The organism is Pseudomonas zhanjiangensis (assembly GCF_041027545.1).
Taxonomy (GTDB): domain Bacteria; phylum Pseudomonadota; class Gammaproteobacteria; order Pseudomonadales; family Pseudomonadaceae; genus Aquipseudomonas; species Aquipseudomonas zhanjiangensis.
In genome coordinates this window covers 24,119-50,626 of record NZ_JBFTEG010000019.1, presented here as the reverse complement: position 1 = coordinate 50,626, position 26,508 = coordinate 24,119, and the positions used below count along the sequence as shown (strand labels likewise).

The 26,508-nt window shown below is 68.7% G+C and carries 24 protein-coding genes; 9 read left to right on the top strand and 15 right to left on the bottom strand.

Annotated elements, in window-relative coordinates:
• The first annotated feature begins 13 nt into the window (after positions 1-13).
• Positions 14-1,198: a multidrug effflux MFS transporter gene (locus tag AB5S05_RS18760; RefSeq protein WP_369289047.1), complete on the top strand. Its 1,185-nt coding sequence runs from the start codon at positions 14-16 to the stop codon at positions 1,196-1,198.
• 12 nt (positions 1,199-1,210) lie between these two features.
• On the opposite strand, the gene AB5S05_RS18755 is transcribed toward AB5S05_RS18760, so the two are convergent.
• Both AB5S05_RS18755 and AB5S05_RS18750 read right to left on the bottom strand, forming a co-directional pair.
• Positions 1,211-1,390 (bottom strand): hypothetical protein, encoded by a 180-nt coding sequence (locus AB5S05_RS18755; RefSeq protein WP_369289046.1) that lies wholly within the window; start codon positions 1,388-1,390, stop codon positions 1,211-1,213.
• Between the two features lie 146 nt (positions 1,391-1,536).
• A complete protein-coding gene (locus AB5S05_RS18750) occupies positions 1,537-3,396 on the bottom strand; it encodes a PAS domain S-box protein (RefSeq protein WP_369289045.1) in 1,860 nt (619 codons plus the stop codon).
• A gap of 196 nt (positions 3,397-3,592) precedes the next feature.
• On the opposite strand from AB5S05_RS18750, the gene AB5S05_RS18745 reads away from it, so the two are divergent.
• From AB5S05_RS18745 to AB5S05_RS18720, 6 genes are all read left to right on the top strand, one after another.
• Positions 3,593-3,979 (top strand): DUF2946 domain-containing protein, encoded by a 387-nt coding sequence (locus tag AB5S05_RS18745; RefSeq protein WP_369289044.1) that lies wholly within the window; start codon positions 3,593-3,595, stop codon positions 3,977-3,979.
• A gap of 149 nt (positions 3,980-4,128) precedes the next feature.
• Positions 4,129-5,505, top strand: a complete 1,377-nt coding sequence (locus AB5S05_RS18740) for a PepSY-associated TM helix domain-containing protein (RefSeq protein WP_369289043.1) — start codon at positions 4,129-4,131, stop codon at positions 5,503-5,505.
• A gap of 60 nt (positions 5,506-5,565) precedes the next feature.
• Positions 5,566-6,042: a copper chaperone PCu(A)C gene (locus AB5S05_RS18735; protein WP_369289042.1), complete on the top strand. Its 477-nt coding sequence runs from the start codon at positions 5,566-5,568 to the stop codon at positions 6,040-6,042.
• Positions 6,043-6,106: 64 nt separating this feature from the next.
• Entirely contained in the window at positions 6,107-6,481 is a 375-nt protein-coding gene (locus AB5S05_RS18730; RefSeq protein WP_369289041.1) for a DUF2946 domain-containing protein, read from the top strand.
• 78 nt (positions 6,482-6,559) lie between these two features.
• The gene (locus AB5S05_RS18725; RefSeq protein ID WP_369289040.1) at positions 6,560-8,629 is read left to right on the top strand and encodes a TonB-dependent copper receptor; all 2,070 of its coding nucleotides are present in this window, start codon (positions 6,560-6,562) and stop codon (positions 8,627-8,629) included.
• Between the two features lie 158 nt (positions 8,630-8,787).
• Positions 8,788-9,051: a PepSY domain-containing protein gene (locus AB5S05_RS18720; protein WP_369289039.1), complete on the top strand. Its 264-nt coding sequence runs from the start codon at positions 8,788-8,790 to the stop codon at positions 9,049-9,051.
• A 45-nt stretch (positions 9,052-9,096) separates the two neighbouring features.
• On the opposite strand, the gene AB5S05_RS18715 is transcribed toward AB5S05_RS18720, so the two are convergent.
• From AB5S05_RS18715 to AB5S05_RS18655, 13 genes are all read right to left on the bottom strand, one after another.
• Complete coding sequence (locus tag AB5S05_RS18715; RefSeq protein WP_369289038.1) at positions 9,097-9,831, bottom strand: substrate-binding periplasmic protein; 735 nt, start codon at positions 9,829-9,831, stop codon at positions 9,097-9,099.
• Between the two features lie 20 nt (positions 9,832-9,851).
• The gene (locus AB5S05_RS18710) at positions 9,852-11,207 is read right to left on the bottom strand and encodes a diguanylate cyclase (protein ID WP_438943596.1); all 1,356 of its coding nucleotides are present in this window, start codon (positions 11,205-11,207) and stop codon (positions 9,852-9,854) included.
• Between the two features lies 1 nt (position 11,208).
• On the bottom strand, positions 11,209-11,979 hold the full coding sequence (locus tag AB5S05_RS18705; protein WP_369289037.1) for a substrate-binding periplasmic protein: 771 nt from the start codon (positions 11,977-11,979) through the stop codon (positions 11,209-11,211).
• 227 nt (positions 11,980-12,206) lie between these two features.
• The gene (locus AB5S05_RS18700; RefSeq protein WP_369289036.1) at positions 12,207-13,154 is read right to left on the bottom strand and encodes an adenosine deaminase; all 948 of its coding nucleotides are present in this window, start codon (positions 13,152-13,154) and stop codon (positions 12,207-12,209) included.
• Positions 13,155-13,537: 383 nt separating this feature from the next.
• The gene (locus AB5S05_RS18695) at positions 13,538-14,620 is read right to left on the bottom strand and encodes a BMP family ABC transporter substrate-binding protein (RefSeq protein ID WP_369289035.1); all 1,083 of its coding nucleotides are present in this window, start codon (positions 14,618-14,620) and stop codon (positions 13,538-13,540) included.
• 328 nt (positions 14,621-14,948) lie between these two features.
• Positions 14,949-16,304, bottom strand: coding sequence for an 8-oxoguanine deaminase (locus AB5S05_RS18690; RefSeq protein ID WP_369289034.1), 1,356 nt, complete (start codon positions 16,302-16,304; stop codon positions 14,949-14,951).
• Between the two features lie 134 nt (positions 16,305-16,438).
• Positions 16,439-17,125 (bottom strand): SDR family oxidoreductase, encoded by a 687-nt coding sequence (locus tag AB5S05_RS18685; protein ID WP_369289033.1) that lies wholly within the window; start codon positions 17,123-17,125, stop codon positions 16,439-16,441.
• A 76-nt stretch (positions 17,126-17,201) separates the two neighbouring features.
• The gene (locus AB5S05_RS18680) at positions 17,202-18,122 is read right to left on the bottom strand and encodes an ABC transporter permease (protein WP_369289032.1); all 921 of its coding nucleotides are present in this window, start codon (positions 18,120-18,122) and stop codon (positions 17,202-17,204) included.
• A 23-nt stretch (positions 18,123-18,145) separates the two neighbouring features.
• Positions 18,146-19,243, bottom strand: a complete 1,098-nt coding sequence (locus AB5S05_RS18675) for an ABC transporter permease (protein ID WP_369289031.1) — start codon at positions 19,241-19,243, stop codon at positions 18,146-18,148.
• Positions 19,244-19,253: 10 nt separating this feature from the next.
• The gene (locus AB5S05_RS18670; protein WP_369289030.1) at positions 19,254-20,843 is read right to left on the bottom strand and encodes an ABC transporter ATP-binding protein; all 1,590 of its coding nucleotides are present in this window, start codon (positions 20,841-20,843) and stop codon (positions 19,254-19,256) included.
• 183 nt (positions 20,844-21,026) lie between these two features.
• Complete coding sequence (locus AB5S05_RS18665) at positions 21,027-21,611, bottom strand: IMPACT family protein (protein ID WP_369289029.1); 585 nt, start codon at positions 21,609-21,611, stop codon at positions 21,027-21,029.
• A 4-nt stretch (positions 21,612-21,615) separates the two neighbouring features.
• Positions 21,616-22,281 carry a TetR/AcrR family transcriptional regulator gene (locus AB5S05_RS18660; RefSeq protein WP_369289028.1) on the bottom strand — a complete coding sequence of 222 codons (666 nt, stop codon included), beginning with the start codon at positions 22,279-22,281 and terminating at the stop codon, positions 21,616-21,618.
• 186 nt (positions 22,282-22,467) lie between these two features.
• Entirely contained in the window at positions 22,468-23,388 is a 921-nt protein-coding gene (locus AB5S05_RS18655; RefSeq protein WP_369289027.1) for a LysR family transcriptional regulator, read from the bottom strand.
• Positions 23,389-23,511: 123 nt separating this feature from the next.
• On the opposite strand from AB5S05_RS18655, the gene aptA reads away from it, so the two are divergent.
• Positions 23,512-24,858: an omega-aminotransferase AptA gene (aptA, locus tag AB5S05_RS18650; RefSeq protein ID WP_369289026.1), complete on the top strand. Its 1,347-nt coding sequence runs from the start codon at positions 23,512-23,514 to the stop codon at positions 24,856-24,858.
• Between the two features lie 73 nt (positions 24,859-24,931).
• On the top strand, positions 24,932-26,428 hold the full coding sequence (locus tag AB5S05_RS18645; protein ID WP_369289025.1) for a CoA-acylating methylmalonate-semialdehyde dehydrogenase: 1,497 nt from the start codon (positions 24,932-24,934) through the stop codon (positions 26,426-26,428).
• The last annotated feature ends 80 nt before the right edge of the window (positions 26,429-26,508 follow it).

Sequence of the window (26,508 nt, the reverse complement as noted above, 5' to 3'; positions counted from 1 at the left end):
TTTTGGGACTTCCATGCCGTTACGCCTCATCCTGATCCTCGGCGCCCTGAGCGCCTTCGGCCCCCTGGCCATCGACTTCTACCTGCCCAGTTTCCCGACCCTGGCGCGGGCCTTCAGCACCGACGTCGAGCACGTGCAGCTGTCGCTGGCGTCCTATTTCATCGGCATCGCCATCGGCCAGCTGATCTACGGGCCGCTCGCCGATCGTTTCGGCCGACGCAAGCCGCTGTTGGCCGGCGTGCTGCTGTTCGGCCTGGCTTCGCTGGCCTGCGCCCTGGCGCCGAGCCTGGAATGGCTGATCGGCGCGCGCTTCGTCCAGGCCCTCGGCGGTTGTGCCGGCATGGTGATCAACCGCGCGGTGGTCCGCGACCTCTGTGACCCGGTCAACTCGGCCAGGGTGTTCTCCCAGCTGATGCTGGTGATGGGGGTGGCGCCGATTCTCGCGCCGCTGGGCGGCGGCCTGCTGCTCAGCACCCTCGGCTGGCAGTCGATCTTCCTCTGCCTGGCGCTGTTCGCCGGCCTGTGCCTGCTGGCGGTGGCCCTGTGGCTGCCGGAAACCCTGGCCGGGGATGGTCGGGCGGCGCCATTGCGCGGCGCCCTGGGCGAGTACCGCCGGCTGCTGGGCGACTGGCCGTTCCTCGGCCATGCCCTGACCGGCGGCCTGGCCATCGCCGGGATGTTCGCCTACATCGCCGGCTCGCCCTTCGTCTTCATCGAGCTCTACGGGGTGCCGGCCGAGCATTATGGCTGGCTGTTCGGCAGCAACGCGCTGGGCTTCATCCTGGCGGCGCAGGTCAATGCCTGGCTGGTGGCCCGCCATGGCCCGGGCCACTGGCTGCGCCGGCTGGTGTGGTTCTACCTGGCCTGTGGCACGGTGTTGCTCGGTGTCGCGCTGGCCCGGCCGGCGGCGCTGTGGCCGTTGCTGCTGCCGCTGTTCGGTTGCATGGCCAGCCTCGGCGTACTGCTGCCCAATACCTCGGCCTGCGCCATGGCTGGCCAGGGCCAGCGCTCCGGCAGTGCCTCGGCGCTGCTCGGCAGCCTGCAATTCACCTTGGCCGCCAGCGCCGCGGCCACGGTCGGCCTGCTGCACGACGGCAGCGCCCGGCCGATGGCCCTGGTGATCTGTGTCTGCGGGGTGCTGGCGGTGCTGTTTTCGCGCCTGACCCGCCGGGCGGAGCGGCGCGCCGGCCTGTTGTAGGTCAGGCTCGCCTCAGCTGGCCACGCGCTGTTCGTGCTCGGGCAGGAGGTGGGGGGCCTGCAGGCGAGTCTGCAGGGTGGCGACAAACTGGCGGGCTTCGACTTCGCTGGCGAAGACCACGGTGTGCTGATCGAGGCTTACCTGCCAACGGAGTCCCTGGGGCGTGTGCACTTGCTGGATCTGGACGTTCATCGGCGACTCCAACCTGGGTGGTTCGTGGTTGCCGGTGGCGGCGCCGCTTCGCGCGGTGCAGGCCCGGCAGGGGTGGGCATCGATTGCTGATTCTAGTCGGCGTCTGTGACGCTTTTACTGATCTGCGACAAGCCCGGGGCCCTGGCTCACTGGGCCGGGGTGGCGAGCTGGCGGTCTTGCTCGTGCTGCTGCACGGCCAGGCTGGCCAGGCGGGTGAATTCGGTGACCAGGGCGATATCGGCGTTGCTCGGTCGGGCCGGCTTGTCGTAGTAGATGCCGAAGGTGCCGAGCACCCGGCCGTGGTCATCCTTGAACGGCAGCGACCAGCAGGCCGCTAGCCCGGCCGCCTGGGCGAGGGCGCGGTAGTCGCGCCAGTAGGGATGGGTCTCGAGGTCTTCGGCGATGACCAGCTCGCCGCTGTAGGCGGAGTGCCCGCAGGAGCCGATTTCGCGGGCCGCGGCAATGCCGTCGATGGCATCGAGGTAGTCGGCGGGCAGGCTCGGCGCCGCCGCCACCGACAGGCACATCTGCTGGTCCAGCAGCATGATCGACACGCGCATCGGCGGGCTCAGCGTCTGCAGGCGGCGGCTGATGCCGTCGAGCACCTGGCGCAGTGGACGGCGCCCGAGCAGTTCGTCGAGCACCGAATTACGCGCCTGTTGCAGCAACTGGCCCTGATGGCGTTCGTGGATGTCGCGCAGGCAGCCATGCAGGCCGTCGTCCGGCAGGCAGCGGTTGAGCTGCAGCTCGACCCAGCGCAGCTGGCCGCCGCGGCTCAGCAGGCGGTATTCGCCACGCAGGGTGCTCTGCTGGCCATGGCCGAGGCTGCCCAGTTGCTGGGTCAGGCGGGCACTATCCTGTGGCTGCAGAAACTGCCCCAGGGGACGGCCGAGGCACTCGTGCAGCTTGTAGCCGCTGAGCCTTTCCCAGGCCGGGTTGAGGAAGCTCAGCTGGCCCTGCCGGTCGAGGCTGAAGATGACATCGCTGAGCTGTTCGACCAGTTGCCGGTAGCGCGTCTCGCTGGAGTGCAGCTCGTCATTGACCTGCTTCTGCCCGCTGAGGTCGACATCGATGCAGTACAGCTCGGTCTGGCCCCGGCTGTTGCGCAGCATCGAGTGGCTGGAGTAGACCCACACCGGGCTGCCGTCCTTGCGTTGCAGCTGCAGCTCGGCAGGGGGGATGGGCGAGCCGCCGAGCATCCAGCGGTTGATCGCACCGCTGACCTGGCTGCGATTGGCCGGCGGGACTATCAGCTCCTCCAGGCGTTTGCCGATCGCCTCCTGCAGGCTGTAGCCATACAGCTGGGCACTGGCCTGGTTCCAGTAGATCACCCGGTGCTCGCGGTCATAGCCCTGCACGGCGATGTGCGGGGTCTGCTCGAACAGCTGGCGAAAGCGCCGTTCGCTCTCGCGCAGGGCCGCCTCATCGCGCTTCTGGCTGCTGATGTCTTGCACGGTGCCGAGAATCTGCCCGCTGCCGTCCACCTCGCCGCGCAGCATCAGCCAGGGCGCCTGGTCCCGGTGCGGCTGGTGCAGGCGGGCGGCGATGGCCAGCGGCAGCTGCTGTTCGAACAGGCTCAGGAAGGCGCGCTGCACGGCGCCCCGCTCGGCTGGGTGGAGCCAGCCGAGAAACTGTTCCAGGTCGCTGTGGCGGCAGCCCGGGTCGCGACCGAGCAGGCGCAGGGCCTCGTCGCTCCAGTGGAAGTGTCCGGCATATTCCCAGCTGCCCAGGGCCGCGGTGCGCTGGGCCTGTTGCAACAGGCGGGCGTTGTGGGTCAGGGCGTCGAGCAGCTGGCGCTGGGCCTGGCGGTCGCGATGGCTGAGCAGGAAGATCAACAGGCTGCTGAGCAGCACGAAGGTGATGCCCTTGGTGGTCTGCAGGCGCGCAACCAGGTTGCTGTCACTGGTGATGGTCAGCAGCAGGTAGTCGCTAGAGAGAATCCAGGCGGCGCTGAACAGGGCATAGCAGCCAGCCAGGCGCAGGGAGGCAAGCAGGTCGGGTCGCATCCTTAACCGCCGAGTGAGGAGATGGGGACCAGGCCCGCGGGTCTGTCCGCAGGCCTGCGGCTTCATGCTAGCGCACAGCGGAGCAGTTTACCCGAGCCGTGGGCTACCGCTCGGCAGGCCATGCGAGGACCACCGCGGCAATCGGCCACGGCCAGTGGCTATTCGCCAGGTGGCGCCAGCTGCTAGAGTCGCGCCCATGAAAATGGCCCGCACCGACCGCTCGCTGATCGCCTGGATCCTGTACTTCAGTGTCCTGTTCAGTGCGCTCGCCTGCAGCATCGGCCACGGCCAGATGGCCGGCCTGCAGCTCAGCGGCCTGGATGGCCAGTATTGCTCCTTCGAGGGCAATGTCGGCGCCGGCGCCGATCTGTCCGGTTCCGGTATCGCCGCGGTCAACCCGGCCACCGGCTCGGGCTGTTCGCTCTGCTCCACCTTCGGTGCGCTGATCCTGGCGGCCTTCTTCGGCCTGCTCGGGTTGCTGGAGGTCGCCCGCCAGCGCTTCGCGCTGCCTTCTTTCGCGCCGCGACCGCTGCGTTACCAGTGGCCCTCGGCCAACCCCCGCGCTTCTCCCTGGCTCGCCTGAGCCCGCTCTGAACCGTTGCGCCCAGGCGCCACGGTCGATCCATAACGACATCGAGCGAAGTCTTGCCGGTCACATCGACTGCGCCCTTATGCGTGGCCCTGTGCCGTGTCCCTGCCGCTCATCGCCTGGCAATTGCAAGGAATCGAGCCATGAAAGGGTCTACCCCTTCTTTCTACAACCTGGCCTGGCGCTGGCATTTCTATGCCGGGCTGTTCGTCATTCCCTTTCTGATCCTGTTGTCGCTGACCGGGATCGTCTACCTGTTCAAGCCGCAACTGGATGCGCTGATGTACCCCGAGCTGCTGCAGGTGCCGGTGGCCGAGCAGCGCCTGGATGCCGACCGGCAACTGGCGCTGGTGCGCCAGGCCTACCCGCAGGCGACGGTCAGGCAGTACCTGCCGCCGCCGGCGCAGGGGCGCAGTGCCCAGTTCGTGGTCGACCAGGGCGGGCTGGAGCTCAACCTGTTCGTCGATCCCTACCGCGGCACGTTGCTCGGCAGCCAGGATGCCCGGGGCACCCTGCAGGCCATCGCCCGGCGGCTGCACGGCGAGCTGATGATCGGCACGGTGGGCGACCGGCTGATCGAACTGGCCGCCGGCTGGGGCATCGTCCTGCTGGTCTCCGGCCTGTACCTCTGGTGGCCGCGCGGCAGCGGCGGCGCCGGGGTGCTGTGGCCGCGCCTGCGCAGCCGCGGCCGGCTGTTCTGGCGCGACCTGCATGCGGTCAGCGGCTTCTGGGGCTCGCTGGCGCTGCTGTTCATGCTGCTGACCGGGATGACCTGGACCGGTTTCTGGGGCGCACAGTTCGCCGGCGCCTGGAACCACTTCCCCGCGGCCATGTGGGACGCGGTGCCCAAGTCCGACCTGCAGGCCGGCAGCCTCAACAGCGCCAGCCGGCAGACCGTGGCCTGGGCCGCGGAGGTCACGCCGCTGCCGGTCTCCGACCCGCACGCCGCGCATAACGGCCAGGCCACGGCCGCGCAGGGCGCCGACGCGGCGCGGATCGGCCTGCAGCGGGTGGTCGACACGGCCGTCGAACGCGGCGTGCAGCCGGGCTACAGCATCAGCCTGCCCAAGGGCGAGAGCGGGGTGTACAGCGTCGCCCTGTTCGCCGACGATCCGCGCGATGACGCCACCCTGCACCTGGATCAGTACAGCGGCGCGCTGCTCGCCGACGTGCGCTGGCGCGACTACGGCCCGGTGGCCAGAACCGTGGAAACCGGGGTGATGCTGCACGAGGGCAAGCTGTTCGGCCTGGCCAACCAGCTGCTGATGCTGGGCGTCTGCCTGCTGATTCTGCTCAGCGCGATCAGCGGCCTGCTCATGTGGTGGGTGCGCCGTCCGCAGGGCCGCTTCGGCGTGCCGCCATTGCGCCACGATCTGCCGCGCTGGAAGACCGCGACCCTCATCATGGCCGTGCTCGGGGTCGCCTTCCCCCTGGTCGGCGCCTCGCTGCTGCTGATCTGGGCGCTGGACCGGCTGCTGTTGTCGCGTCCGGCCGCGCCATCATGCCTGCAGCAGGGCTGAGCCATGAGCGCACCTTCAACCCCACATGCCCCTGACCTCATCCGCACAAGGAGCTTGACCATGAGACTGAGAAACCCCCTGTTGCTGGCCGCCTTGCTCGGCACCAGCCTGCTGGCCAATGCCCACGAGTACAGCCTCGGCCAACTGCATATCGAACACCCCTGGTCGCGCGCCATGCCCCCGGTGGCGCCGACCGCCGCGGCCTACTTCGTGGTGCACAACCAGGGCCGGCAGGCCGACCGCCTGCTCGGCGCCGAGACCCCGCTGGCCGCCAAGGCCGAGCTGCACCAGCACCTGCATGCCGATGGCGTAATGAAGATGCAGCAGGTCCAGGCGGTGGAGATCCCGGCCGGCGGCGAGGTGCAGTTCGCGCCCATGGCCTATCACGTGATGCTGTTCGGCCTCCAGCGGCAGGCCCAGGCCGGGGAGCGCTTCCCGTTGACCCTGCACTTCGAGAAGGCCGGCGACCTGCAGGTGGAGGTGGCGGTGCAGGAAGAGGCGCCCATGACCGACAAGGCCGAGGCGCATGCCCACTGAGATAGGCCGCGAGCGCTATCGGCCGGCGCCCGGCGCCGGTCGGCGCTAACCGGCTCGGTCGTCGATGATGCCGCCCCGTCGCCTCGTTGCCGGACGCCTGCACGGCGCCTGGCTGGCCCTGTGCGCCATGCTGCTGCTGACGTGCGCGCCGCTGCTGTCGCAGGCGTTGCTGGCCGACGCGCCGGCCTGGCTAGAGGCGCTGGATTGCGCCGATGGCTCCGGCGGGCACAGCCCCGCTGCCCAGGGCCAGCAAACGCCTTGGGCCAAGTGCGGCTACTGCACCCTGCTGCTGAGCAGTCCGGCGCTCACCGCGTTGGCGCCGCAACTGGCCGACGCCTACCGCTTCAGCGGCTCGCAGCCGGCGATTGGCGCCGCGTGTCGCCGCGCCGCGTCGCCGGTGTTCCCGGGATCGCGCAGCCGCGCCCCGCCTCTGCACTGATCGTCGAACCGTCATTGCTTGTACTTCGTTCGTTGCGCCCATCGGCGCGACGCGACCTTCTTCGTGCGTGGAAAGCCTATGTCAGTCAAATTCACCCCTATTGCCCCCGGTGCTTGCTCCTCGATTTCGCTGTGCGCGGCGCTGCTCTGCGGCTCCCTGGCCCAGGCCGGCGAGCCGCCGGCGCTGCAGCTGGCGCCATTGCTCATCAGCGCCGGTGCCCCGGCGCAGGCGCCCGGCACCCTGGTCAGCGACCCCAAGCAGCCACGTCAGCCGGTCCCTGCGGCCGATGGCGCCGACTACCTGAAGACCATTCCCGGGTTCAACGTGATCCGCAATGGCGGGGCCAATGGCGACCCGCTGTTTCGCGGCCTGTTCGGCTCGCGGCTGAACATCCTCAGTGACGGTGGGGTGCTGCTCGGCGCCTGCCCGGGGCGCATGGACGCACCGACGGCCTACCTGGCGCCGGAGAACTTCGATCGCCTGACCGTGATCAAGGGCCCGCAGACCGTGCTCTGGGGCCCGGGCGCCTCGGCGGCGACCATCCGCTTCGAGCGCGATACCCAGCCGTTCGAGCAACTGGGCGGGCGCATCGACGGCAACCTGCTGGGCGGTTCCAACGGCCGCTTCGACCGGCGCCTGGATGCCACCGCGGGCGTCGCAAGCGGCTACCTCAGGCTGCTGGCGAACGAGGCTCAGGCCGATGACTATGCCGATGGTCACGGCGACACCGTGCCCTCGCGCTGGCGCAAGTGGAACAGCGACCTGTTGCTCGGCTGGACCCCGCACGCCGACACCCTGGTCGAGCTCAGCGTCGGCCGCGGCGATGGCGAGGCGCGCTACGCCGGACGCGGCATGGACGGCAGCCAGTTCTTGCGCGAGAGCCTCGGCCTGCGTTTCCAGCAGCACATCGGCGGCGAGGTGTTCCGCGGCCTGGAAGGCCAGCTCTATTACAACTACGCCGACCACGTGATGGACAACTTCAGCCTGCGCACGCCCTCCGGCATGGGCATGATGGGCATGTCGATGGCCTCCAACGTCGATCGGCGGACCCTCGGCGGGCGCCTGTTGGGAACCTGGCAGTGGCCGGGCGTGAAGCTGGAGGCCGGGCTGGACGGCCAGCGCAACGAACACCGCAAGCGGCTCTCGCGCTACAGCATGATGAGCGGCTACACCGATTTCGATCGCTTCCCCCGTGACCAGGACGCCGAGTTCCACAACCTGGGCCTGTTGGCTGAATTGACCTGGCGTCTGCAGCAGGGCGCGCGCCTGATTGGCGGCGCGAGACTGGACCGGGCCGAGGCCGAGGACCTGCGCCAGACCCTGGGTTCCGGCATGAGCCTGAAGGCCAACCCGAGCGCGGATGCGACGCGGCGCGACACCCTGCCCAGCGGTTTCCTGCGCTACGAGCAGTCGCTCGGCGCCCTGCCCGCGACCTACTATGTCGGCCTCGGCCATGTGCAGCGCTTCCCCGATTACTGGGAGCTGTTTTCCGCCAAGAGTGGTCCGCAGGGCAGCCCGAATGCCTTCGACGGCATCCGCCCGGAGCAGACCACCCAGCTGGATAGCGGTATCCAGTACCACGGTCGGCGCCTGGATGCCTGGGCCTCGGCCTATGTCGGTCAGGTGCGCGACTACATCCTGTTCGACTACAGCAGCGGCCAATCCCAGGCGCGCAACGTCGATGCGCGGATCATGGGCGGCGAACTGGGCGCCAGCTACCGCCTGGACAGCCACTGGAAGACCGATGCCAGCCTGGCCTATGCCTGGGGCAAGAACAGCTCCGACGATCGCGCCCTGGCGCAGATGCCGCCGCTGGAGGCGCGCCTGGGCCTGACCCATGAACAGAACGACTGGAGTGCCGGCGGCCTGTGGCGGGTGGTCGCGGCGCAGCACCGGGTCGACCTGCAGCGGGGCAACGTGGTCGCCCAGGACCTGGACAGCAGCAGCGGCTTCGCGGTGTTCTCGCTCAACGCGGCGTACCGCATCAGCCGCGAGGTCAAGCTCAGCGCCGGCATCGACAACCTGTTCGACAAGCACTACAGCGAGCACCTCAATCGCGCCGGCGATGCCGGCTTCGGCTTCCCCGCCGATCAGCCGCTCAGCGAGCCGGGGCGCACCCTGTGGAGTCGCCTGGACTTCAGCTTCTAAGCTGCAACGCGGTCTGCTCCTGGCGCCATCGAGCGCCAGGAGCAGGGCTGTGACCCTTTGTCGCTTTTGATAGTGAGTCCTATTCGTAGGATGATTCGCGTGTATATTTGCGCTAGAGTTTTCCCATACCCGCTGTCCCACCCAACGAGGATTTCGTCATGCGCTTCATGCTCCTGTCGCTCGCACTGCTCAGCCCCCTGGCCCTGGCCAAGACCGAATGCACCACCGCCGACAAGGCGACCTGGCAGGACCAGGATGATTTCCAGCAGGAACTGGTGCTGCAGGGCTACGAGATCAGGAAATTCAAGGTCACCGGCGGCAACTGCTACGAGATCTACGGCTACGACAAGGACAAGCGCAAGGTCGAGATCTACTTCGACCCGGTCAGCGGCGAGGTGGTCAAGCACGAGTTCGAGGACTGACAGAACGCTGCTCGGCGCGCCGGCCAATGCCGGCGGCCATGCGCCTCAGGGCGCGTCCATCATCATCCGGCTGACCAGCCCCTCGCCCTCGAGGCTGGCGAATGCGGCGCGGCTGCGGGCCACCAGCTCCTCGGCGGTGGAGCGGCTGTAGGCCATGTACAGCCCGGTGGCCAGGTCGTCCAGGGTGAACACCCGCTCCAGCCTGGCCGGGTCGATGCCGGCCTCGGCGCAGAGCTTGGCCGCGTCGCGCTCCGGCAGGGGCATCAATTGCACCTGGTGGTTGAGCAGCCGGCGAAAGTTTTCCCGCTCGTGCGCCGAGACCACCAGCTTGGTGAAGCCCTGACCCTTGAGGTACTGCTGGCGCACATCGCCGCGTTGCACGCCGATCCGGTAGCGCTTGGCATCGGCCAGGCTGTGCACCTGGATGTGCTCCTGGCCGCGTAGCCGATAGAGGTGGTACTCGACCCGCAGGACCTCGCCGACCCAGTGGAACAGCGGCTCACGCGCCGGATTGCGGGCGATCAGGTAGATCAGCACGTTGGGCTGCTGCAGGGCCATGTCGTAGGCCCGGGCCCAGGGGTAGACGGCCATGTGGTAGTCGTTCAGGCCGGCCCGCTGCAGCGTGGCTTCGACCACCGCGCTGGCCGGTCCGACCACCCGGCCATCGCGCAGGTAGCCGTAGGTGGTTTCCTCGGTGACCACTTCGATGCCCTGGGCATGGCCGTGGGAGCCGACCAGGGTCAGTAACAGGACGATCCAGGTGGACAGGCGCAGTGGCATGGCGGACCTCGCTGGGGTTGTCAGTGGGCGACTCGGTCGCGGCCCAGGCTCTTGGCGCGATACAGGGCCTGGTCGGCGCTCTGCAGGAGCAGGTCGAAGCGGTCCATCGTCTCCGGTTCCAGTTGGGCCACGCCGATGCTCAGGGTCACGTGCGCTGCCACCTGCGAGGCGGCATGCGCCAGGGCGCGGGACCTCAGTGCCTGGCGCAGGCGCTCGGCGGCCTGGCGCGCCTGGACGATATCGGCGCCCGGCAGCAATACCGCGAACTCCTCGCCGCCCATGCGCGCCACCAGCTCGCCGGCGCGGCCGAATACGCCCCTGAGCGTCGCCGCCACTTCCTGCAGGCACTGGTCGCCCAGGGCATGACCGTAGGTGTCGTTGTACAGCTTGAAGTAGTCGACGTCACACATCAGCATCGACAGCGGCTGGCCGCGGCGCAGGGCGCGGCGGAATTCGATTTCCTTGACCTCGTCGAAGTGGCGGCGGTTGGCCAGGCCGGTCAGCGGGTCGTTGCGGCTGAGTTCTTCCAGGCGGCTGTTGGCGGCGCGCAGTTCCGCCGTGCGTTCGGCCACCAGCTCGGCCAGGCGGTCGCGGTGGGCGGCCAGGTCGCGTTCGTCGCGGCGCTGCTGCTCGAGGTAGTCGGACAGCTTGCCCTGCAGGTCGTTGACCCCACCCTCGAGCAGGCTCAGCTCGTCGCGACGCGCCACCGACCGCTCCAGGCGCAGCAAGCGCTTGAGGTTGGCCGGCGACAGCTCTTCCAGGTGCCGGGCGATGTGCCGCACGTGCACGGTGACCGAGTGGTTGAACAGCCACATGATCAGGCCCGCCAACAGCAACGACTGGATGATCTGGGTGACGATGATGCTGCTGATCTCGCCCACCAGGCGTTGCCAGAGCAGGCGCTCGTCGCCCTCGAGGATCAGCTCGCCGACGGTCTCGCTGGCCCCCGGGTAGGGCTCGTAGCTCAGCCGGCGCTGCAGCGAGGGTGCCCGCTGCGTGCTGCCGCTGGCCTGCTGCCGGCGTTGCAGCACCAGCACCTCGGGCGGCCGGCCGGGGCGCAGGATGCTCAACTGCACGCGGCCAATGGGCGCGGTCTGGGCGACGCTTTCCAGCTGGGTCTGCAGCGATTCGCGGTCCAGCTCCCAGATCGCCTTGGACAGGGTGCGCTGGAACACCTGGTCGACCAGGGTCAGCTCGCCGGTCATCACCGCCAGGTTGTTGTGCCAGGCCGACCAGCTGCGGATGGCGGCGGTGACCAGGGTGAACAGGATGCAGAAGATCAGGGTGGCCAGCACCAGCCGGCGGCCCAGCGAGCCGCCGGGCGGGAGGGCTGAAGGCGTCGTGGCCAGGGGCGCAGAGCAGGGAGGTGGACTCACGTTACAACCACTTTCTGGCGATGGCGGCGTAGGTGCCGTCACGGCGGATGCTGGCCAGGCCCTGGCGGAAGCGCTCGACCAGTTCGTCCGGGGTCTGTCGGCTGAACGCCATGTTCAGCCCGCCGCCTTCGCCCAGGTCGGGCAGGCTCAGCACCGGCACCACCATCTGGTCCGGATCCTCGCCGGCCTGGCGGATCAGGTACAGGGCGTTGAGTTCGATGGAGATCCACAGGTCGACCCGGCCGAGTTTGAATTTCTCGTAGTTGTAGCTGTATTTGTTGTTCGACTGCAGGTTCTGGCCGATCTTGAAGCCCTTGGCCCGCAGGTACTGCTCGCCGGCGTCCTGCATCACGGTGGCGATCTGGTAGCGGCGGGCATCGTCGAGGCTGGCCAGGCGGATGCCGCTGTCGGGCCTGGCATACAGATACCAGTGCATGGGCGCGATCTCGCCGACCCACTTGAACAGCGGCTCGCGCTGGTGGGTGCGGGCGATCGAGTAGATCAGCACGTTCTCGTCGTTCAGCGCGATGTCATAGGCGCGCGCCCAGGGCATGGACTGGATGTCCGCTTGCAGGCCGAGGTGCCCGAGTACCGCCTGCACGACCTCGGTGCTCATCCCGGTGAGGCGCCCGTCGCGGGTCATGTTGTAGGGCGGCAGCTCCTCGGTGACGACGCGCAGCGGCTCGCTGGCGCTGGCCTGAGACGCGCAGCAGGCCAGCAGCGCCAATAGCAGGCGACAGACAAGCGAGCTCGTGGACGCGGGCTGTTTCATCGTTGCGGCAACCTAGGTGGCGGGGTACGCCAGGCACGAACAGGCGGATTTTTGGCGGCCAGTATATGGCCAGTATTTTGCTCGGGTACAGCTTCCATTGTTTCGGCCGCCGTTGGCGAAACTTCAGACCGGCGGCCGGCGGCCGGCGGCGCGGCGCGGTGGGCAAGCGGGCTGCCTGGATGGGCGGGAAACGGCGGCGACAGCGGGGCTGTCGCCGCACCGGTCGGCTAGCTCAGGCGTGCGTCCAGGCTGTTCTGCGCCAGGCGCCGGGCCTGCTCCTGGGTCATGCCCAGGCTGTCGTGCAGGGCGGCGAAGTTCTCGGTGACGTAGCCGCCGAAGTAGGCCGGGTCGTCCGAGTTGACCGTGACCTTCACGCCGCGCTCGAGCATCTCGAGGATGTTGTGCTGGCGCATGTCGTCGAACACGCAGAGCTTGATGTTGGACAGCGGGCAGACGGTCAGCGGGATCTGCTCGTCGATGATCCGCCGCATCAGCCGCTCGTCCTCGATGGCGCGTACGCCGTGGTCGATGCGCTCGATCTTGAGCAGGTCCAGGGCCTCCCAGATGTACTCGGGCGGGCCTTCCTCGCCGGCGTGGGCGACGGTCAGGTAGCCCTCGCTGCGCGCCTGGTCGAACACCCGTTGGAACTTGCTCGGCGGATGGCCCATCTCCGAGCTGTCCAGGCCGACGGCGATGAAGGCGTCGCGGAAGGGACGAGCCTGCTCCAGGGTGTCGAACGCCTGCTCCTCGGACAGGTGGCGCAGAAAGCTGAGGATCAGGCCATGGCTGATGCCCAGCTTTCTTTCACCATCGACCAGCGCCTGCTTGATCCCGCGCAGCACCACCTCGAAGGGGATGCCGCGGTCGGTATGGGTCTGCGGGTCGAAGAACGGCTCGGTGTGGATGACGTTCTGCGCCTTGCACTTTTCCAGGTAGGCCCAGGTCAGGTCGTAGAAATCCTGCTCGGTGCGCAGCACGTCGGCGCCCTGGTAGTAGAGGTCGAGGAACTCCTGCAGGTTGTTGAAGGCATAGGCACCGCGCAGCGCCTCGACGTCGTTCCAGGGCAGCTTGATCTTGTTGCGCTCGGCCAGGGCGAACAGCAGCTCGGGTTCCAGCGAACCCTCCAGGTGCAGGTGCAGTTCGGCCTTGGGCAGGGCGTTGAGCCAGTCGTACATGGTCGGTTTCTCGTGTTCGGGCGTGGTCGGCAGTCAGTTTAACCAAGCAGTCAGCTTTTGCACGAGGCGTCGGGTTCTTGAGCGGTGCAGGGGCGACATCGCTTTCCATGTCCGCCTTCCGGGATCCGCTGCGGCTTCGGCTGGTGGATGGATATAGCGTCATCCACCCTACGCACTGATGTCGATGCGCAGCTTCTGCTCCAGCGGCAGGGCGAAGAGCGGCATGGCGTAGCGGTCGCTGCCATAGAGCGGGGCGATGTCGATGATCGGGAGGCTGTGCATAGGGGCTCCGGCTGGATGGTCTGAGCCTCGCCGCGCAGGCTCCTGTGGGATCGGCTTCAGCCGCCAGGCGCTGAAGCCGATCCGGCGGCGCTTCCGCTCTATTACTTCGGCAACTCGGCTTTGACGTTTTCCACGTAGTAGTTCATCGAGGCCAGCTCGGCATTGCTCGCCACCACCCCGGCGGGGATCTTCAGCTCGCCGTTCTGGTCCTTGATCGGACCGGTGAAGGGGTGCAGCTTGCCGCTTTTGATGTCGGCGATGATCTGTTCGGCCTCGGCTTTCACCTCGGCCGGCACCAGGTCGCTGATCGGCAGCTTGATGGTGTCCTCGGCCAGACCGCCCCAGAAGTCCTGGGTGGCCCAGTTGCCGGCGAGCACCGCCTCGGTGGCCTTGACGTAGTGCGGGCCCCAGTCGTTGACGATCGAGGTGAGCACCGCCTTGGGCCCGAAGTGGGCCATGTCCGAGGCGTAGCCCACCGAGTAGACGCCGCGGCGCTCGGCGGTCTGGATCGGCGCCGGGCTGTCGGTGTGCTGGAACACCACGTCGACGCCCTGGTCGATCAGCGCGTTGGCGGCGTCGGATTCCTTGCCCGGGTCGAACCAGGAGTTGACCCACACCACCTTGATCTCGCTGCCCGGGTTGTAGGTGTCCAGGGCCAGCTGGATGGCGTTGATGTCGCGGATCACCTCGGGGATCGGGAAGGAGGCGACGTAGCCGATCTTCTTGCTCTTGGTCATCTTGGCCGCGAGGAAACCGCCGACGTAGCGGCCCTCGTAGGAGCGCGACAGGTAGGTGCCGAGGTTGTTGCTCTGCTTGTAGCCGGTCGCGTGCTCGAAGGTCACCTTGGGGAATTGCTTGGCCACCTTCAGGGTCGGGTTCATGTAGCCGAACGAGGTGGTGAACACCAGGTCGTAGCCGCCCTTGGCCATGTTGCGGATCACCCGCTCGGCGTCGGCGCCCTCCGGCACGTTCTCCACGTAGCTGGTCTCGACCCGGTCGCCGAGCTGCTTGGCCAGGGCCAGGCGGCCCTGCTCGTGCTGGTAGGTCCAGCCGTGGTCGCCGATCGGGCCGATATAGACGAAGCCGACCTTCAGCGGGTCGGCGGCGGAGGCGCCGAGGGTGGCGCTCAAGCCCAGGGCAGCGACGAGGGTGCGCAGCAGCGGTTGTTTGCTCTTGTTCTGCATGGTCGATGGAACTCCAGTAGGTCGGGGGTGTGGCCAGTTCGGCGGCTGCCCACGGGATTGCAAAAAGCTGACCAACTGGACAAATAGCCGTTATCGGCCGGAGAAGCGCCGAACCCCGCCGTGGGCGGGGTTCGTGGTTGGTGCGCCAGGCGCCGCGGATGCCGCCTGCTGGTGCAAGCGCGTAGGCTGGAAAAACCGCGAAGCGTTTTCGCCGCCTGGCGGGCGGCAAAGGCCGGTGGGAATCGGCCGTAGGGTGGATGCCGCCTCACCCATCCACCGGGGGCGGCGCGGTGGTGGACGGAACAAGCACCGTCCACCCTACGGTTTTTCAGCCGTTGATCAGCGCTCGCGCCGCCTGGCGGTGGTCGGCGATCAGCTGGGCCAGGTCGAGGCCCTCGATCTGGCCGTCGATCACCCGCCACTGGCCGCCGACCATCATCCGGTCGGCGCGGTCCGCGCCGCACAGCAGCAGGGCCGAGAGCGGGTCGTGGCTGCCGGAGAAGCGCAGCTCGTCGAGCTTGAACAAGGCCAGGTCGGCCTGCTTGCCCACCGCCAGCTCGCCGATGTCGTGGCGCCCGAGCAGCCGGGCCGAACCCTGGCTTGCCCAGCCCAGGGCCAGCTCCGGGGTGATCTGCTCGGCGCCGTAGCGCAGGCGCTGCAGGTACAGGGCCTGGCGCGCCTCGAGGATCATGTTGGAGGCGTCGTTGGAGGCCGAGCCGTCGACGCCCAGGCCGATCGGCGCGCCGGCCGCCTGCAGCTCCAGGGTCGGGCAGATGCCCGAGGCCAGGCGCATGTTGGAGCTCGGGCAGTGGCTGATGCCGGTGCCGGCGGCGCCGAGGCGGGCGATCTCGTCCGGGTTGAAGTGGATGCCGTGGGCTAGCCAGGTGCGCGGGCCGAGCCAGCCGACGCTGTCCAGGTAGTCGACGGTGCGCAGGCCGAAGCGCTGCAGGCAGAAGTCTTCCTCGTCGAGGGTCTCGGCCAGGTGGGTGTGCAGGCGCACGTCTAGGGCCTCGGCCAGCTCGGCGCTCTGGCGCATGATCTCTTGGGTCACCGAGAACGGCGAGCAGGGCGCCAGGGCGATCTGGATCTGCGCGCCCTCGCCGCGCTCGTGGTACTGCTCGATCAGGCGCTGGCTGTCGGCCAGGATCACCTCGCCCTGCTGCACCGTCTGCTGCGGCGGCAGGCCGCCATCGGCCTCGCCCAGGCTCATCGAGCCGCGGGTGAGCATGGCGCGCATGCCGAGCTCGCGGACCACCTCGACCTGCACGTCGATGGCGTTCTCCAGGCCGCCGGGGAACAGGTAGTGGTGGTCGGCGGCGGTGCTGCAGCCGGACAGCAGCAGCTCGGCCAGGGCCACCCTGGTGGCCAGGGCCAGGCTCGACGGGGTCAGCCGCGCCCACACCGGGTAGAGGGTCTTCAGCCAGGGGAACAGCGGTTGGTTGACCACCGGCGCCCAGGCGCGGGTCAGGGTCTGGTAGAAGTGGTGGTGGGTGTTGATCAGCCCCGGCAGCACCACGTGCTCGCGGGCGTCGAAGCTGTGGTTGCACGGTTGCGCCGGCTGCTGGCCGGCGCCGAGCAGCTCGACGATGCGGCCGTTCTCGACCACCAGGCCGCCGGCGGCGTCCAGGTCGTTGGCGGTGAAGATGGCGAGGGGGTTCTTGATCCAGATACGGGTGGCTGCCATTGAGCAGGCTCCTCTGAGGTTGAGTTCAGGTTAGCCAGCTCAGTGTTGACCCTGTCTGCTGATCCAGGTGCGCCTCCCGTCAGGAGGCGTGGCGGCGACCATAGCAACAGCGAAGGCCGCACCGCAAGCATCAATTACCAGGCAATCGGCTGGCCCTGGTAGTCGATGAAGTGGTGGCCGCCACGGTCGCGGTAGGCCTCGACCTGCGCCACCAGGCCGCGGCAGCTGTCGACGATCTCCACCTCGGCGTCATCGCCGCCCATCTCGGTCTTGACCCAGCCCGGATGCAGCGACAGCACGGTGGGCCGCGGCTCGTCCAGGCTGCAGAAGAAGCTGTTGGTCAATGAGTTGAGGGCCGCCTTGCTCGCCTTGTACAGCGCCAGGTTGTTGCCTTCGGGGTTGGCCACGCTGCCCAGCACCGAACTCATGAAGGCGAGCACGGCGCCGCGCGGGCGCAGCCGGCCGACGAAGCGCTCGGCCAGGCGGATGGGCGCCACCACGTTGGTCATGAACAGCTGGCCCAGCTCCTCGGCGCTGGCCGCGCCGGCCGACTGGTGGGCGGGGCCGAGGATGCCGGCGTTGACGAACAGCAGGTCGAAGACCTGGTCCTGCAGGCGCTGGCTCAGGCTGTCCAGCGCCGCGCGGTCGTCGATGTCCAGGGCCTCGACGCGCACGCCGGGCAGGGCATGCAGGGCCTCGGCGCGCTGCGGGTCGCGCACGGTGGCGGTGACCTGCCAGCCGTCGGCGTGCAGCTGGCGCACCAGGCCCAGGCCCAGGCCGCGCGAGGCGCCAATGATCAGTGCGGTACGGGTCGGGGTCACGGGCTACTCCTGCCGGGCAAAGCGGCCATCATAGCGGCCCCCGGGAGCAAGGCCCAGCGCCGGCCTGCGGCTCCCCTCAATGCCCCGGCTGCCAGGGTTGGCCGAGGGACACCGGGGCGAACAGGCGGGTCTTGAGCGCGTCGCGCGACAGCAGCACCAGGATGGTCGCCAGGTACGGCAGCATCGCCAGCAGGTTGGAGGGAATCGCCAGGCCGACGCCCTGGGCCACCAGGTGGAGGATGCTGGCCAGGCCGAACAGGTAGGCGCCGAGCAGCACCCGCAGCACCCGCCAGCTGGCGAACACCACCAGGGCCAGGGCGATCCAGCCGCGCCCGGCGGTCATGTTCTCCGCCCACATCGGCGTGTAGGCCAGCGACAGGTAGGCGCCGGCCAGGCCGGCCATGGCGCCGCCGAACAGCACCGCCAGGGTGCGCACGCGCAGCACCGGCAGGCCCATGGCGCTGGCCGCGTCGGGGTTCTCGCCGACCGCCTGGAGGATCAGGCCGATGCGGCTTTTCAGCAGTACCCAGGCCACCAGCGCGAACAGGGCGAAGGACAGGTAGACCAGCAGGTCCTGGGCGAACAGCATGCGCCCGAGCAGCGGGAGCTCGCTGAGCCAGGGCAGGGCGATCGGCTCGAAGCCGGCCAGCGGCTTGCCGACCCAGGCGGCGCCGACGAAGGTCGACAGGCCGACGCCGAAGATGGTCAGGGCCAGGCCGGTGGCCACCTGGTTGGCATTGAAGCCCAGCGCCACGACGGCGAACAGCAGCGCCAGGAGCATGCCGGCGGCCATTGCCAGGAGCACGCCGAGCCACAAACTTCCGGTACTGAGCGCGACGATAAAGCCGATCACCGCGCCGAACAGCATCATGCCCTCCTGGCCGAGGTTGAGCACGCCGCTTTTCTCGCAGATCAGTTCGCCCAGGGCCACCAGCAGCAGCGGCGTGCCGGTGCGCACCATGGCGTAGAAGATATTGCTCAGCAGGTCGATATCCATGGGAATTACTCGTCGAATGGGGCTCAGGCCAGGGCGTTCTGCGGGGCCGTGCGGCGGCTCCAGCGCAGGTTCAGCCGGGGCCGGTAGAGGATCAGCACGTCGCAGGCGAGCAGGAAGAACAGCACCATTCCCTGGAACAGCTGGGTGATCGCCTGGGGCAGGTTCATCGCCACCTGCGCGTTCTCCCCGCCGAGGTAGAGCAGGGCCATCAGCAGGCTGGCAGCAAGGATGCCGAGCGGGTTGAGGCGGCCGAGGAAGGCCACGGTGATCGCCGCGTAGCCGTAGCCCGGCGACACCTGTGGCACCAGCTGGCCGATCGGCCCGGCCACCTCGCCGACCCCGGCCAGGCCGGCCAGGGCGCCGCTGAGCAGCAGGACCAACCAGACCAGGCGCTTCTCGCGAAAGCCGACGAAACCGGCGGCGCGACGGTCGAGGCCGAGCACCTTGATCTGGAAACCGAGGAAGCTGCGCTGCAGCAGCACCCAGACCGCCACCAGGGCCAGCAGGGCGAAGTACAGCCCGGCGTGGATGCGCCCCTCTGCGCCGAGCAGCGGCAGGCGGCTGGCGTCGGCGAACATCGCCGACTCGGGGAAGTTGAAGCCGGCCGGGTCCTTCAGCGGGCCGTGGACGAAGAACAGCAGCAGGTTCAGGGCGATGTAGTTGAGCATGATGCTGGTGAGGATCTCGTTGGCGTTGAACGCCGTGCGCAGCCAGGCGGTCAGGCCGGCCCAGGCGGCGCCGGCGGCGGTGCCGGCGAGCACCACCCAGGCCAGCGCCCAGCGGCTGTCGCCGTCGAGCAGCTGCAGGGCCATGGCGCTGCCGGCCAGGGCGCCGAGCAGCAGCTGGCCCTCGGCACCGATGTTCCAGATGCGCGCCTGGTAGGCCAGCGCCAGGCCGAGGGCGCAGAGCAGGATCGGCAGCGCCTTGACCAGCAGTTCGGAGACGCCGTACCAGTCGGCCAGCGGCGCGATCAGCAGGGTATGCAGGGTTTCCAGCGGGTCGTGGCCGAGGGCGAGGAACAGCAGCGAGCCGCTGGCCAGGGTCAGCGCGGCGGCGAGCAGCGGCGACAGCCAGAGCATGGCGCGCGATTGCTGGCCGCGCGGTTCGAGGGAAAGCAACATGGGGGCTCCGTCAGCGCTGGCCGGCCGCGAGGGCGGCGGCGGGGGAATTCAGGGGATTGGTGATCGTCGGCATGGCGGTATCGAACTGGCCGGCCATCCAGCGGCCGACCTCGGCCGGCGTGGTCTGCGCGCAGTCGGCCGGCGCCGACAGCCGGCCGCCGCACAGGGCGGCGACGCGGTCGCTGATCTGCAGCAGCTCGTCGAGGTCCTCGGAAATCACCAGGATCGCCGCGCCGGCGTCGCGCAGGGCGATCAGCGCGCGGTGGATGGCCGCCGCCGCGCCGACGTCGACGCCCCAGGTCGGGTGGGCGGCCACCAGCAGCCTGGGGTTCTGCAGGATCTCGCGGCCGAGGATGAACTTCTGCAGGTTGCCGCCGGACAGGCTGCGCGCCGGGGTGGCGGCATCCGGGGTCTTCACCGCGAAGCGGCGGATGATCTCCTCGGCGAAGGCCTGGACCTTGCCGCGGCGGATCAGCCCGCGGCTCAGCAGGCCATGCTGGAAGGCGCTGAGCAGGGCGTTGTCGCTCAGCGAAAGCTCCGGCACCGCGCCGTGGCCGAGGCGCTCGGCCGGGACGAAGGCCAGGCCCAGGCGGCGCCGCGCATCCGGGCGCAGGTGCGCCACCGGCTGGCCGGCGAAGCGGATGCGCGCGGCCTCGCGTTTGGGCAGGGTCTGCTCGCCGCTGAGCAGGTCGAGCAGCTCGTCCTGGCCGTTGCCGGCGACCCCGGCGATGCCGAGGATCTCGCCACTGCGCACGCTGAGCTCGAGCTCGCGCAGCGAGGTGCCGAACGGGTCGGGGTTGGCCCAGGACAGCTGCTCGATGCGCAGGAAGTCGGCCCTGCCGGCGACCTTGGGGTAGCGGCTCTCCAGGTCCTCGGCGTCGCCGACCATCAGCCGCGCCAGTTCCAGGTCGCTGCAGGCGGCCGGTACGCAGCGTCCGGACACCCGGCCGCCGCGCAGCACGGTGGCCCGCTGGCAGAGCGCGCGCACCTCGCCGAGCTTGTGGCTGATGAACAGGATGCTGCAGCCCTCGGCGGCCAGGCGGCGCAGGGTGACGAACAGCTCGTCGGCCTCCTGCGGGGTGAGCACCGAGGTCGGCTCGTCGAGGATCAGCAGGCGGATGTCCTGCATCAGGCAGCGGACGATCTCCACCCGCTGGCGTTCGCCGATCGACAGGCTGTGCACCAGGCGGCCGGGTTCCAGGGCCATGCCATAGCGCTGCGAGACCTCGCGGATCCTCGCCTCCAGCTGTTTCGCCGGGCCGGCCTGGGCGCCCAGGGCCAGGGCGATGTTCTGCGCCACGCTGAGGGTCTCGAACAGCGAGAAGTGCTGGAACACCATGCCGATGCCCAGTTCCCGGGCCATGGCCGGGTCGCGCATGCGCACCGCCTGGCCCTGCCAGCGGATCTCGCCGCTGTCGGGCTGGGTGACGCCGTAGATGATCTTCATCAGGGTGCTCTTGCCGGCGCCGTTCTCGCCGAGCAGCGCGTGGATCTCGCCGGGGGCGATGTTCAGGTCGATGCGGTCGTTGGCCAGGCAGCCGGGATAGCGCTTGCTGATCGCGGTCAAGCGCAGGCGCGCAACAGGGGTGGAGCTGGACATGGGTTCTGACTCGGGCAGGACAACTGGCCGGGGCTAAAGCAAAAAGCTGGCCAGTGGGTCAGAAAAGCCGGTTTCGCCAGTCTGCGCCCGATCCAGGCGATGAGCCGGTGCCAGATTGGTGCGCCAGTGCGTCCGGGGCGGCCTGCAACGGTGCGCCCCGGGGCGCGGTCGCGGCGCTGGGCTTCAGAGCCGTTGCAGCTGGATGCGTCCGCGGCTGATGTCGGCCAGCAGGCGCTGCAGCTCGGCCAGGCGTGGCTCGGGCAGCGCCAGCTGCAGCTGGGCGCCGTTGGCATCGAAGCTTTCGCCTTCCAGCAGGCAGTCCAGTTCGGCCAGGCGCGCCTTGAGCAGCGCCAGTTCGGCGAAGCCGCAGTGGCAGGTGCAGCGGCTGCGGGCCACCAGCTCGACGCGCTGGCCGCCCTGCAGGCACTTGTTGGCGCTGCCGCCGTAGGCGCGGGCCAGGCCGCCGGTGCCGAGCTGGATGCCGCCGTACCAGCGGATCACCAGCACCGCCACCTGGTCGCAGTCCTGCCCCTCGATGGCGGCGAGGATCGGCCGGCCAGCGGTGCCGCCGGGCTCGCCGTCGTCGTTGAAGCGGTACTGCGCGCCGACCTTCCAGGCCCAGCAGTTGTGGCTGGCGGCAGGGTCGCTGGCGCGCTCGATGAAGGCCTGGGCCTCGGCGGCGCTGGCCACCGGGGCGGCCAGGGCGAGGAAGCGGCTCTTGCGGATTTCCTCGCGGTAATCGCAAGGGGCGAGCAGGGTGAAGGGCATGGGCTCAGGCAGTCGGCGGGGTCAGGCCGCAGCCCTTGAGGATGATGCGCACCAGGTTGTCGCCGGCCTCGGCGAAGTCCTGCTTGGTCAGGCGCGAGCGGCCGGTGACCCGGCAGATCTGCGAGGCGAAGTCGGCGTAGTGCTGGGTGCTGCCCCACAGCAGGAAGATCAGGTGCACCGGGTCGATCGGGTCCATCTTGCCGGCGGCGATCCAGGCCTGGAACACCGCGGCACGGCCACGGAACCAGCTCTGGTAGTCCTGGTTGAAGAACTGCGACAGGCACTCGCCGCCGCTGATCACTTCCATGGCGAAGATCCGCGAGGCCTTCGGGTACCGCCGGGAGAACTCCATCTTGGCGCGGATATAGCCGGCCAGCGCCTCGGCCGGGTCGTCGTCGACGGTCAGGGTGTTGAAGGTGCTGTCCCACAGCTCGAGGATGTTGCTCAGCACCGCCAGGTACAGGCCCAGCTTGTTGTTGAAGTAGTAATGCAGGTTGGCCTTGGGCAGCCCGACCGTCTGGGCGATGGTGTTCATGCTGGTGCCCTTGAAGCCGTGGCGGGCGAATTCTTCCTCGGCGGCCTTGATGATGGCTTCTTCGTTCTTCTGACGAATGCGGCCGGCAGGTTTGCCGGCGGAAGTGGCGCTGTGCGCGGGAACGTCAAAGGTCATGGGGCGATTCCAATCTGAACGGCAAACGGAGCGAGTGCACTGATAACCCACTGCCGGCCGAGTGACAAGCGCAAGTGCTGGAAAAAGCGCTGAAAGCGGCGCCGCGCCTGGCCTGTGCACCGCCGTGGGGCAAGTGTAATGCCTTGCCGATCGATTTGTGACCGGCTGGTCGTTCGCTGCGGCGGCTCAGCCGCTGGCCGCCAGTGCCTCGAGGAAGCTTTCCAGCACCAGGTGCGGGCGGCGGCCCTTGCGCGTCACCGCGGCCAGGCTGAGGTCGTAGAAGCGGCTGTCGGCCTTGAGCGTGCGCAGCCGGCCCTGCTGCACCCAGGCGGCGGCGTAGTGATCGGGCAGGTAGCCGATATAGCGCCCGGTGAGGATCAGGAAGGCCATGCCCTCGCGGTCCGAGGCGCTGGCGGTGCAGTTGAGCGCCTGGTAGTGGCTCTGCACCTCGGGCGGCAGGCGGAAGGTCGGCGCCACCGCGTCCTGGGCGTTGAGCCGCTCGTCCTCCAGCTGCCGGTCGTCGACATAGAACAGCGGGTGGCCGACCGCGCAGTAGAGCAGCGAGCGCTCGTCGTACAGCGCCTGGTAGTCCAGCCCGGAGAGGGCGCCGGACTGCGGCACCACGCCGATGTGCAGGCGGCCGTCGAGCACGCCCTGCTCGACCTCGCTGGGCGGGGTCATGCGGATATGAATGCGCACGTCCGGGCCGCGCTCCTTGAGCCGGGCCAGGGCATGGGTGATGCGCATGTGCGGCACCGTCACCAGGTTGTCGGTGAGGCCGATGTTGAGCTCGCCGCGCAGGTGCTGGTGGAGGCCGTTGACCTCGGTGCGAAAGCTTTCCAGGGCCGCCAGCAACTGCTGGGTCGACTGGTACACCTCGCGGCCTTCCTCGGTCAGGGCGAAGCCGGCGCGGCCGCGCTGGCACAGGCGCAGGCCGAGGCGCTGCTCCAGATCGCTCATCTGCTGGCTGATCGCCGAGCGGCCGATCCCCAGCACCGTCTCGGCGGCGGAAAAGCCGCCGCATTCGACCACGCTGCGAAACAGCTTGAGCAGGCGGATATCGAAGTCGCTGACCTGGGCCAGGGGTTCGGGGCGGCGTGTAGTCATTTGTTTAGTGACCGGTGAACTAAAGATAAGAAGAGTTTGGTTTTACTGAATGTATGCCCGTGGCACCTTGTCTGGCAATTGCTTCTCTTGATCCGTACACCGCCCTTCCGTGCGAGGCCGCCGATGAACATGCCGCAGACCGCTACCCCGTCCCTGGCCAGCCAGCTCAAGCTGGACGCCCACTGGATGCCGTTTTCCGCCAACCGCCAGTTCCAGCGCGACCCGCGCCTGATCGTCGGCGCCGAAGGCGCCTGGCTGACCGACGATGCGGGCCGCAAGGTCTACGACAGCCTGTCGGGCCTGTGGACCTGCGGCGCCGGCCACACCCGCAAGGAAATCCAGGAGGCGGTGGCCAAGCAGCTGGGCACCCTCGACTACTCGCCGGCCTTCCAGTACGGCCACCCGCTGGCCTTCCAGCTGGCCGAGCAGATCGCCGACCTGATGCCGGGCGAGCTCAACCACGTGTTCTTCACCGGCTCCGGCTCCGAGTGTGCCGACACCGCGGTGAAGATGGCCAAGGCCTACTGGCGCCTCAAGGGCCAGCCGGCCAAGACCAAGTTCATCGGCCGGGCCCGTGGCTACCACGGCGTCAACATCGCCGGCACCAGCCTCGGCGGCATCGGCGGCAACCGCAAGATGTACGGCCAGCTGATGGACGTCGACCACCTGCCGCACACCCTGCAGCCGCACCTGGCCTACACCCAGGGCATGGCCGCCACCGGCGGCGTCGAGCTGGCCAACGAGCTGCTCAAGCTGATCGAGCTGCACGACGCCTCCAACATCGCCGCGGTGATCGTCGAGCCGATGTCCGGTTCGGCCGGCGTGATAGTGCCGCCGGTGGGCTACCTGCAGCGCCTGCGCGAGATCTGCAGCCAGCACAACATCCTGCTGATCTTCGACGAGGTGATCACCGCCTTCGGCCGCATGGGCAAGTGGAGCGGCGCCGAGTACTTCGGCGTGACCCCGGACATCATCAACGCCGCCAAGCAGATCACCAACGGCGCCGTGCCCCTGGGCGCGGTGATCGCCAGCAGCGAGATCTACAACACCTTTATGCAGCAGCCGTCGCCCGAGCACATGGTCGAGTTCACCCACGGCTACACCTACTCGGCCCACCCGGTGGCCTGCGCCGCCGGCCTGGCCTCGCTGGAGCTGCTCAAGCGCGAAAACCTGATCCAGCAGTCCGCCGAGCTGGCCCCCCAGTTCGCCAAGGCCTTGCACGGCCTGCGCGGTGCCCAGCACATCGTCGACATCCGCAGCTGTGGCCTGGCCGGCGCGATCCAAATCGCCGCGCGTGACGGCGACCCGGTGATCCGCCCGTTCGAGGCCGGCATGGCGCTGTGGAAGGCCGGCTTCTACGTGCGCTTCGGCGGCGACACCCTGCAGTTCGGGCCGACCTTCAACGCCAGAATGGAAGACCTAGACCGCGTCTTCAGCGCCGTCGGCGACGTGCTAAACAAGCTGGACTGATCGCTCGGCACAAACATCCAGGTGGATGAAAACAGCGTCATCCACCCTACGAATTCGATTAACGGAGATTTCCATGACTGTCGTTGCCCACCTGATCCACGGCGAACTGGTCGCCGCCACTGGCCGCACCGCCGATGTGTACAACCCGTCCACCGGCGAAGTCAGCAAGCAGGTCGCCCTGGCCGACCGCGCCACCCTGCAGCAGGCCATCGACTCGGCCAAGAGCGCCTTCCCGGCCTGGCGCAACACCCCGCCGGCCAAGCGCGCCCAGGTGATGTACCGCTTCAAGCAACTGCTCGAGCAGCACGAGGCGACCATCTCCCAGCTGATCAGCGAAGAGCACGGCAAGACCCTGGAAGACGCCGCCGGCGAGCTCAAGCGCGGCATCGAGAACGTCGAGTTCGCCTGCGGCGCGCCCGAGCTGCTCAAGGGCGAGTACAGCCGCAACGTCGGCCCGAACATCGATGCCTGGAGCGACCTGCAGCCGATCGGCGTGGTCGCCGGTATCACCCCGTTCAACTTCCCGGCGATGGTGCCGCTGTGGATGTACCCGCTGGCCATCGTCTGCGGCAACTGCTTCATCTTGAAGCCGTCCGAGCGCGATCCAAGCTCGACCCTGTACATCGCCCAGCTGCTGCTCGAGGCCGGCCTGCCCAAGGGCGTGCTCAACGTGGTACATGGCGACAAGGAAGCCGTGGACGCGCTGATCGAGGCGCCCGAGGTCAAGGCCCTGAGCTTCGTCGGCTCCACGCCGATCGCCGAGTACATCTACAGCGAAGGCACCAAGCGCGGCAAGCGCGTGCAGGCCCTCGGCGGCGCCAAGAACCACGCGGTGCTGATGCCCGATGCCGACCTCGACAACGCCGTCAGCGCGCTGATGGGTGCCGCCTACGGTTCCTGCGGCGAGCGCTGCATGGCCATCTCGGTGGCCGTGTGCGTGGGCGATCAGGTCGCCGATGCGCTGGTCGAGAAGCTGGTGCCGCAGATCCAGGGCCTGAAGATCGGTGCCGGCACCTCCTGCGGCCTGGACATGGGCCCGCTGGTGACCGGCGCAGCCAAGGAACGCGTTACCGGCTATATCGACGCCGGCGTGGCCCAGGGCGCGAGCCTGGTGGTCGACGGCCGCGACCTGGTGGTGGCCGGCAACGAGAATGGCTTCTTCGTCGGCGGTACCCTGTTCGACAGGGTTACCCCAGAGATGAGCATCTACACCGACGAGATCTTCGGCCCGGTGCTGTGCATCGTCCGCGTCGGCAGCCTGGAAGCGGCCATGCAGCTGATCAACGACCACGAGTACGGCAACGGCACCTGCATCTTCACCCGCGACGGCGAGTCGGCGCGGCTGTTCTGCGACGAGATCGAAGTCGGCATGGTCGGGGTCAACGTGCCGCTGCCGGTGCCGGTCAGCTACCACAGCTTCGGCGGCTGGAAGCGCTCGCTGTTCGGCGACCTGCATGCCTACGGCCCGGACGGCGTGCGTTTCTACACCCGCAAGAAGGCCATCACCCAGCGCTGGCCGCAGCGTGCCAGCCACGAGGCGGCGCAGTTCGCCTTCCCGAGCAATGGCTGAGTAACCCTAAGGGGGCTGATCACAGGATCTGCCCCCTTTTTTTGAAGCACATAACGACCTGTGGGAGCGGCTGGGCGGCA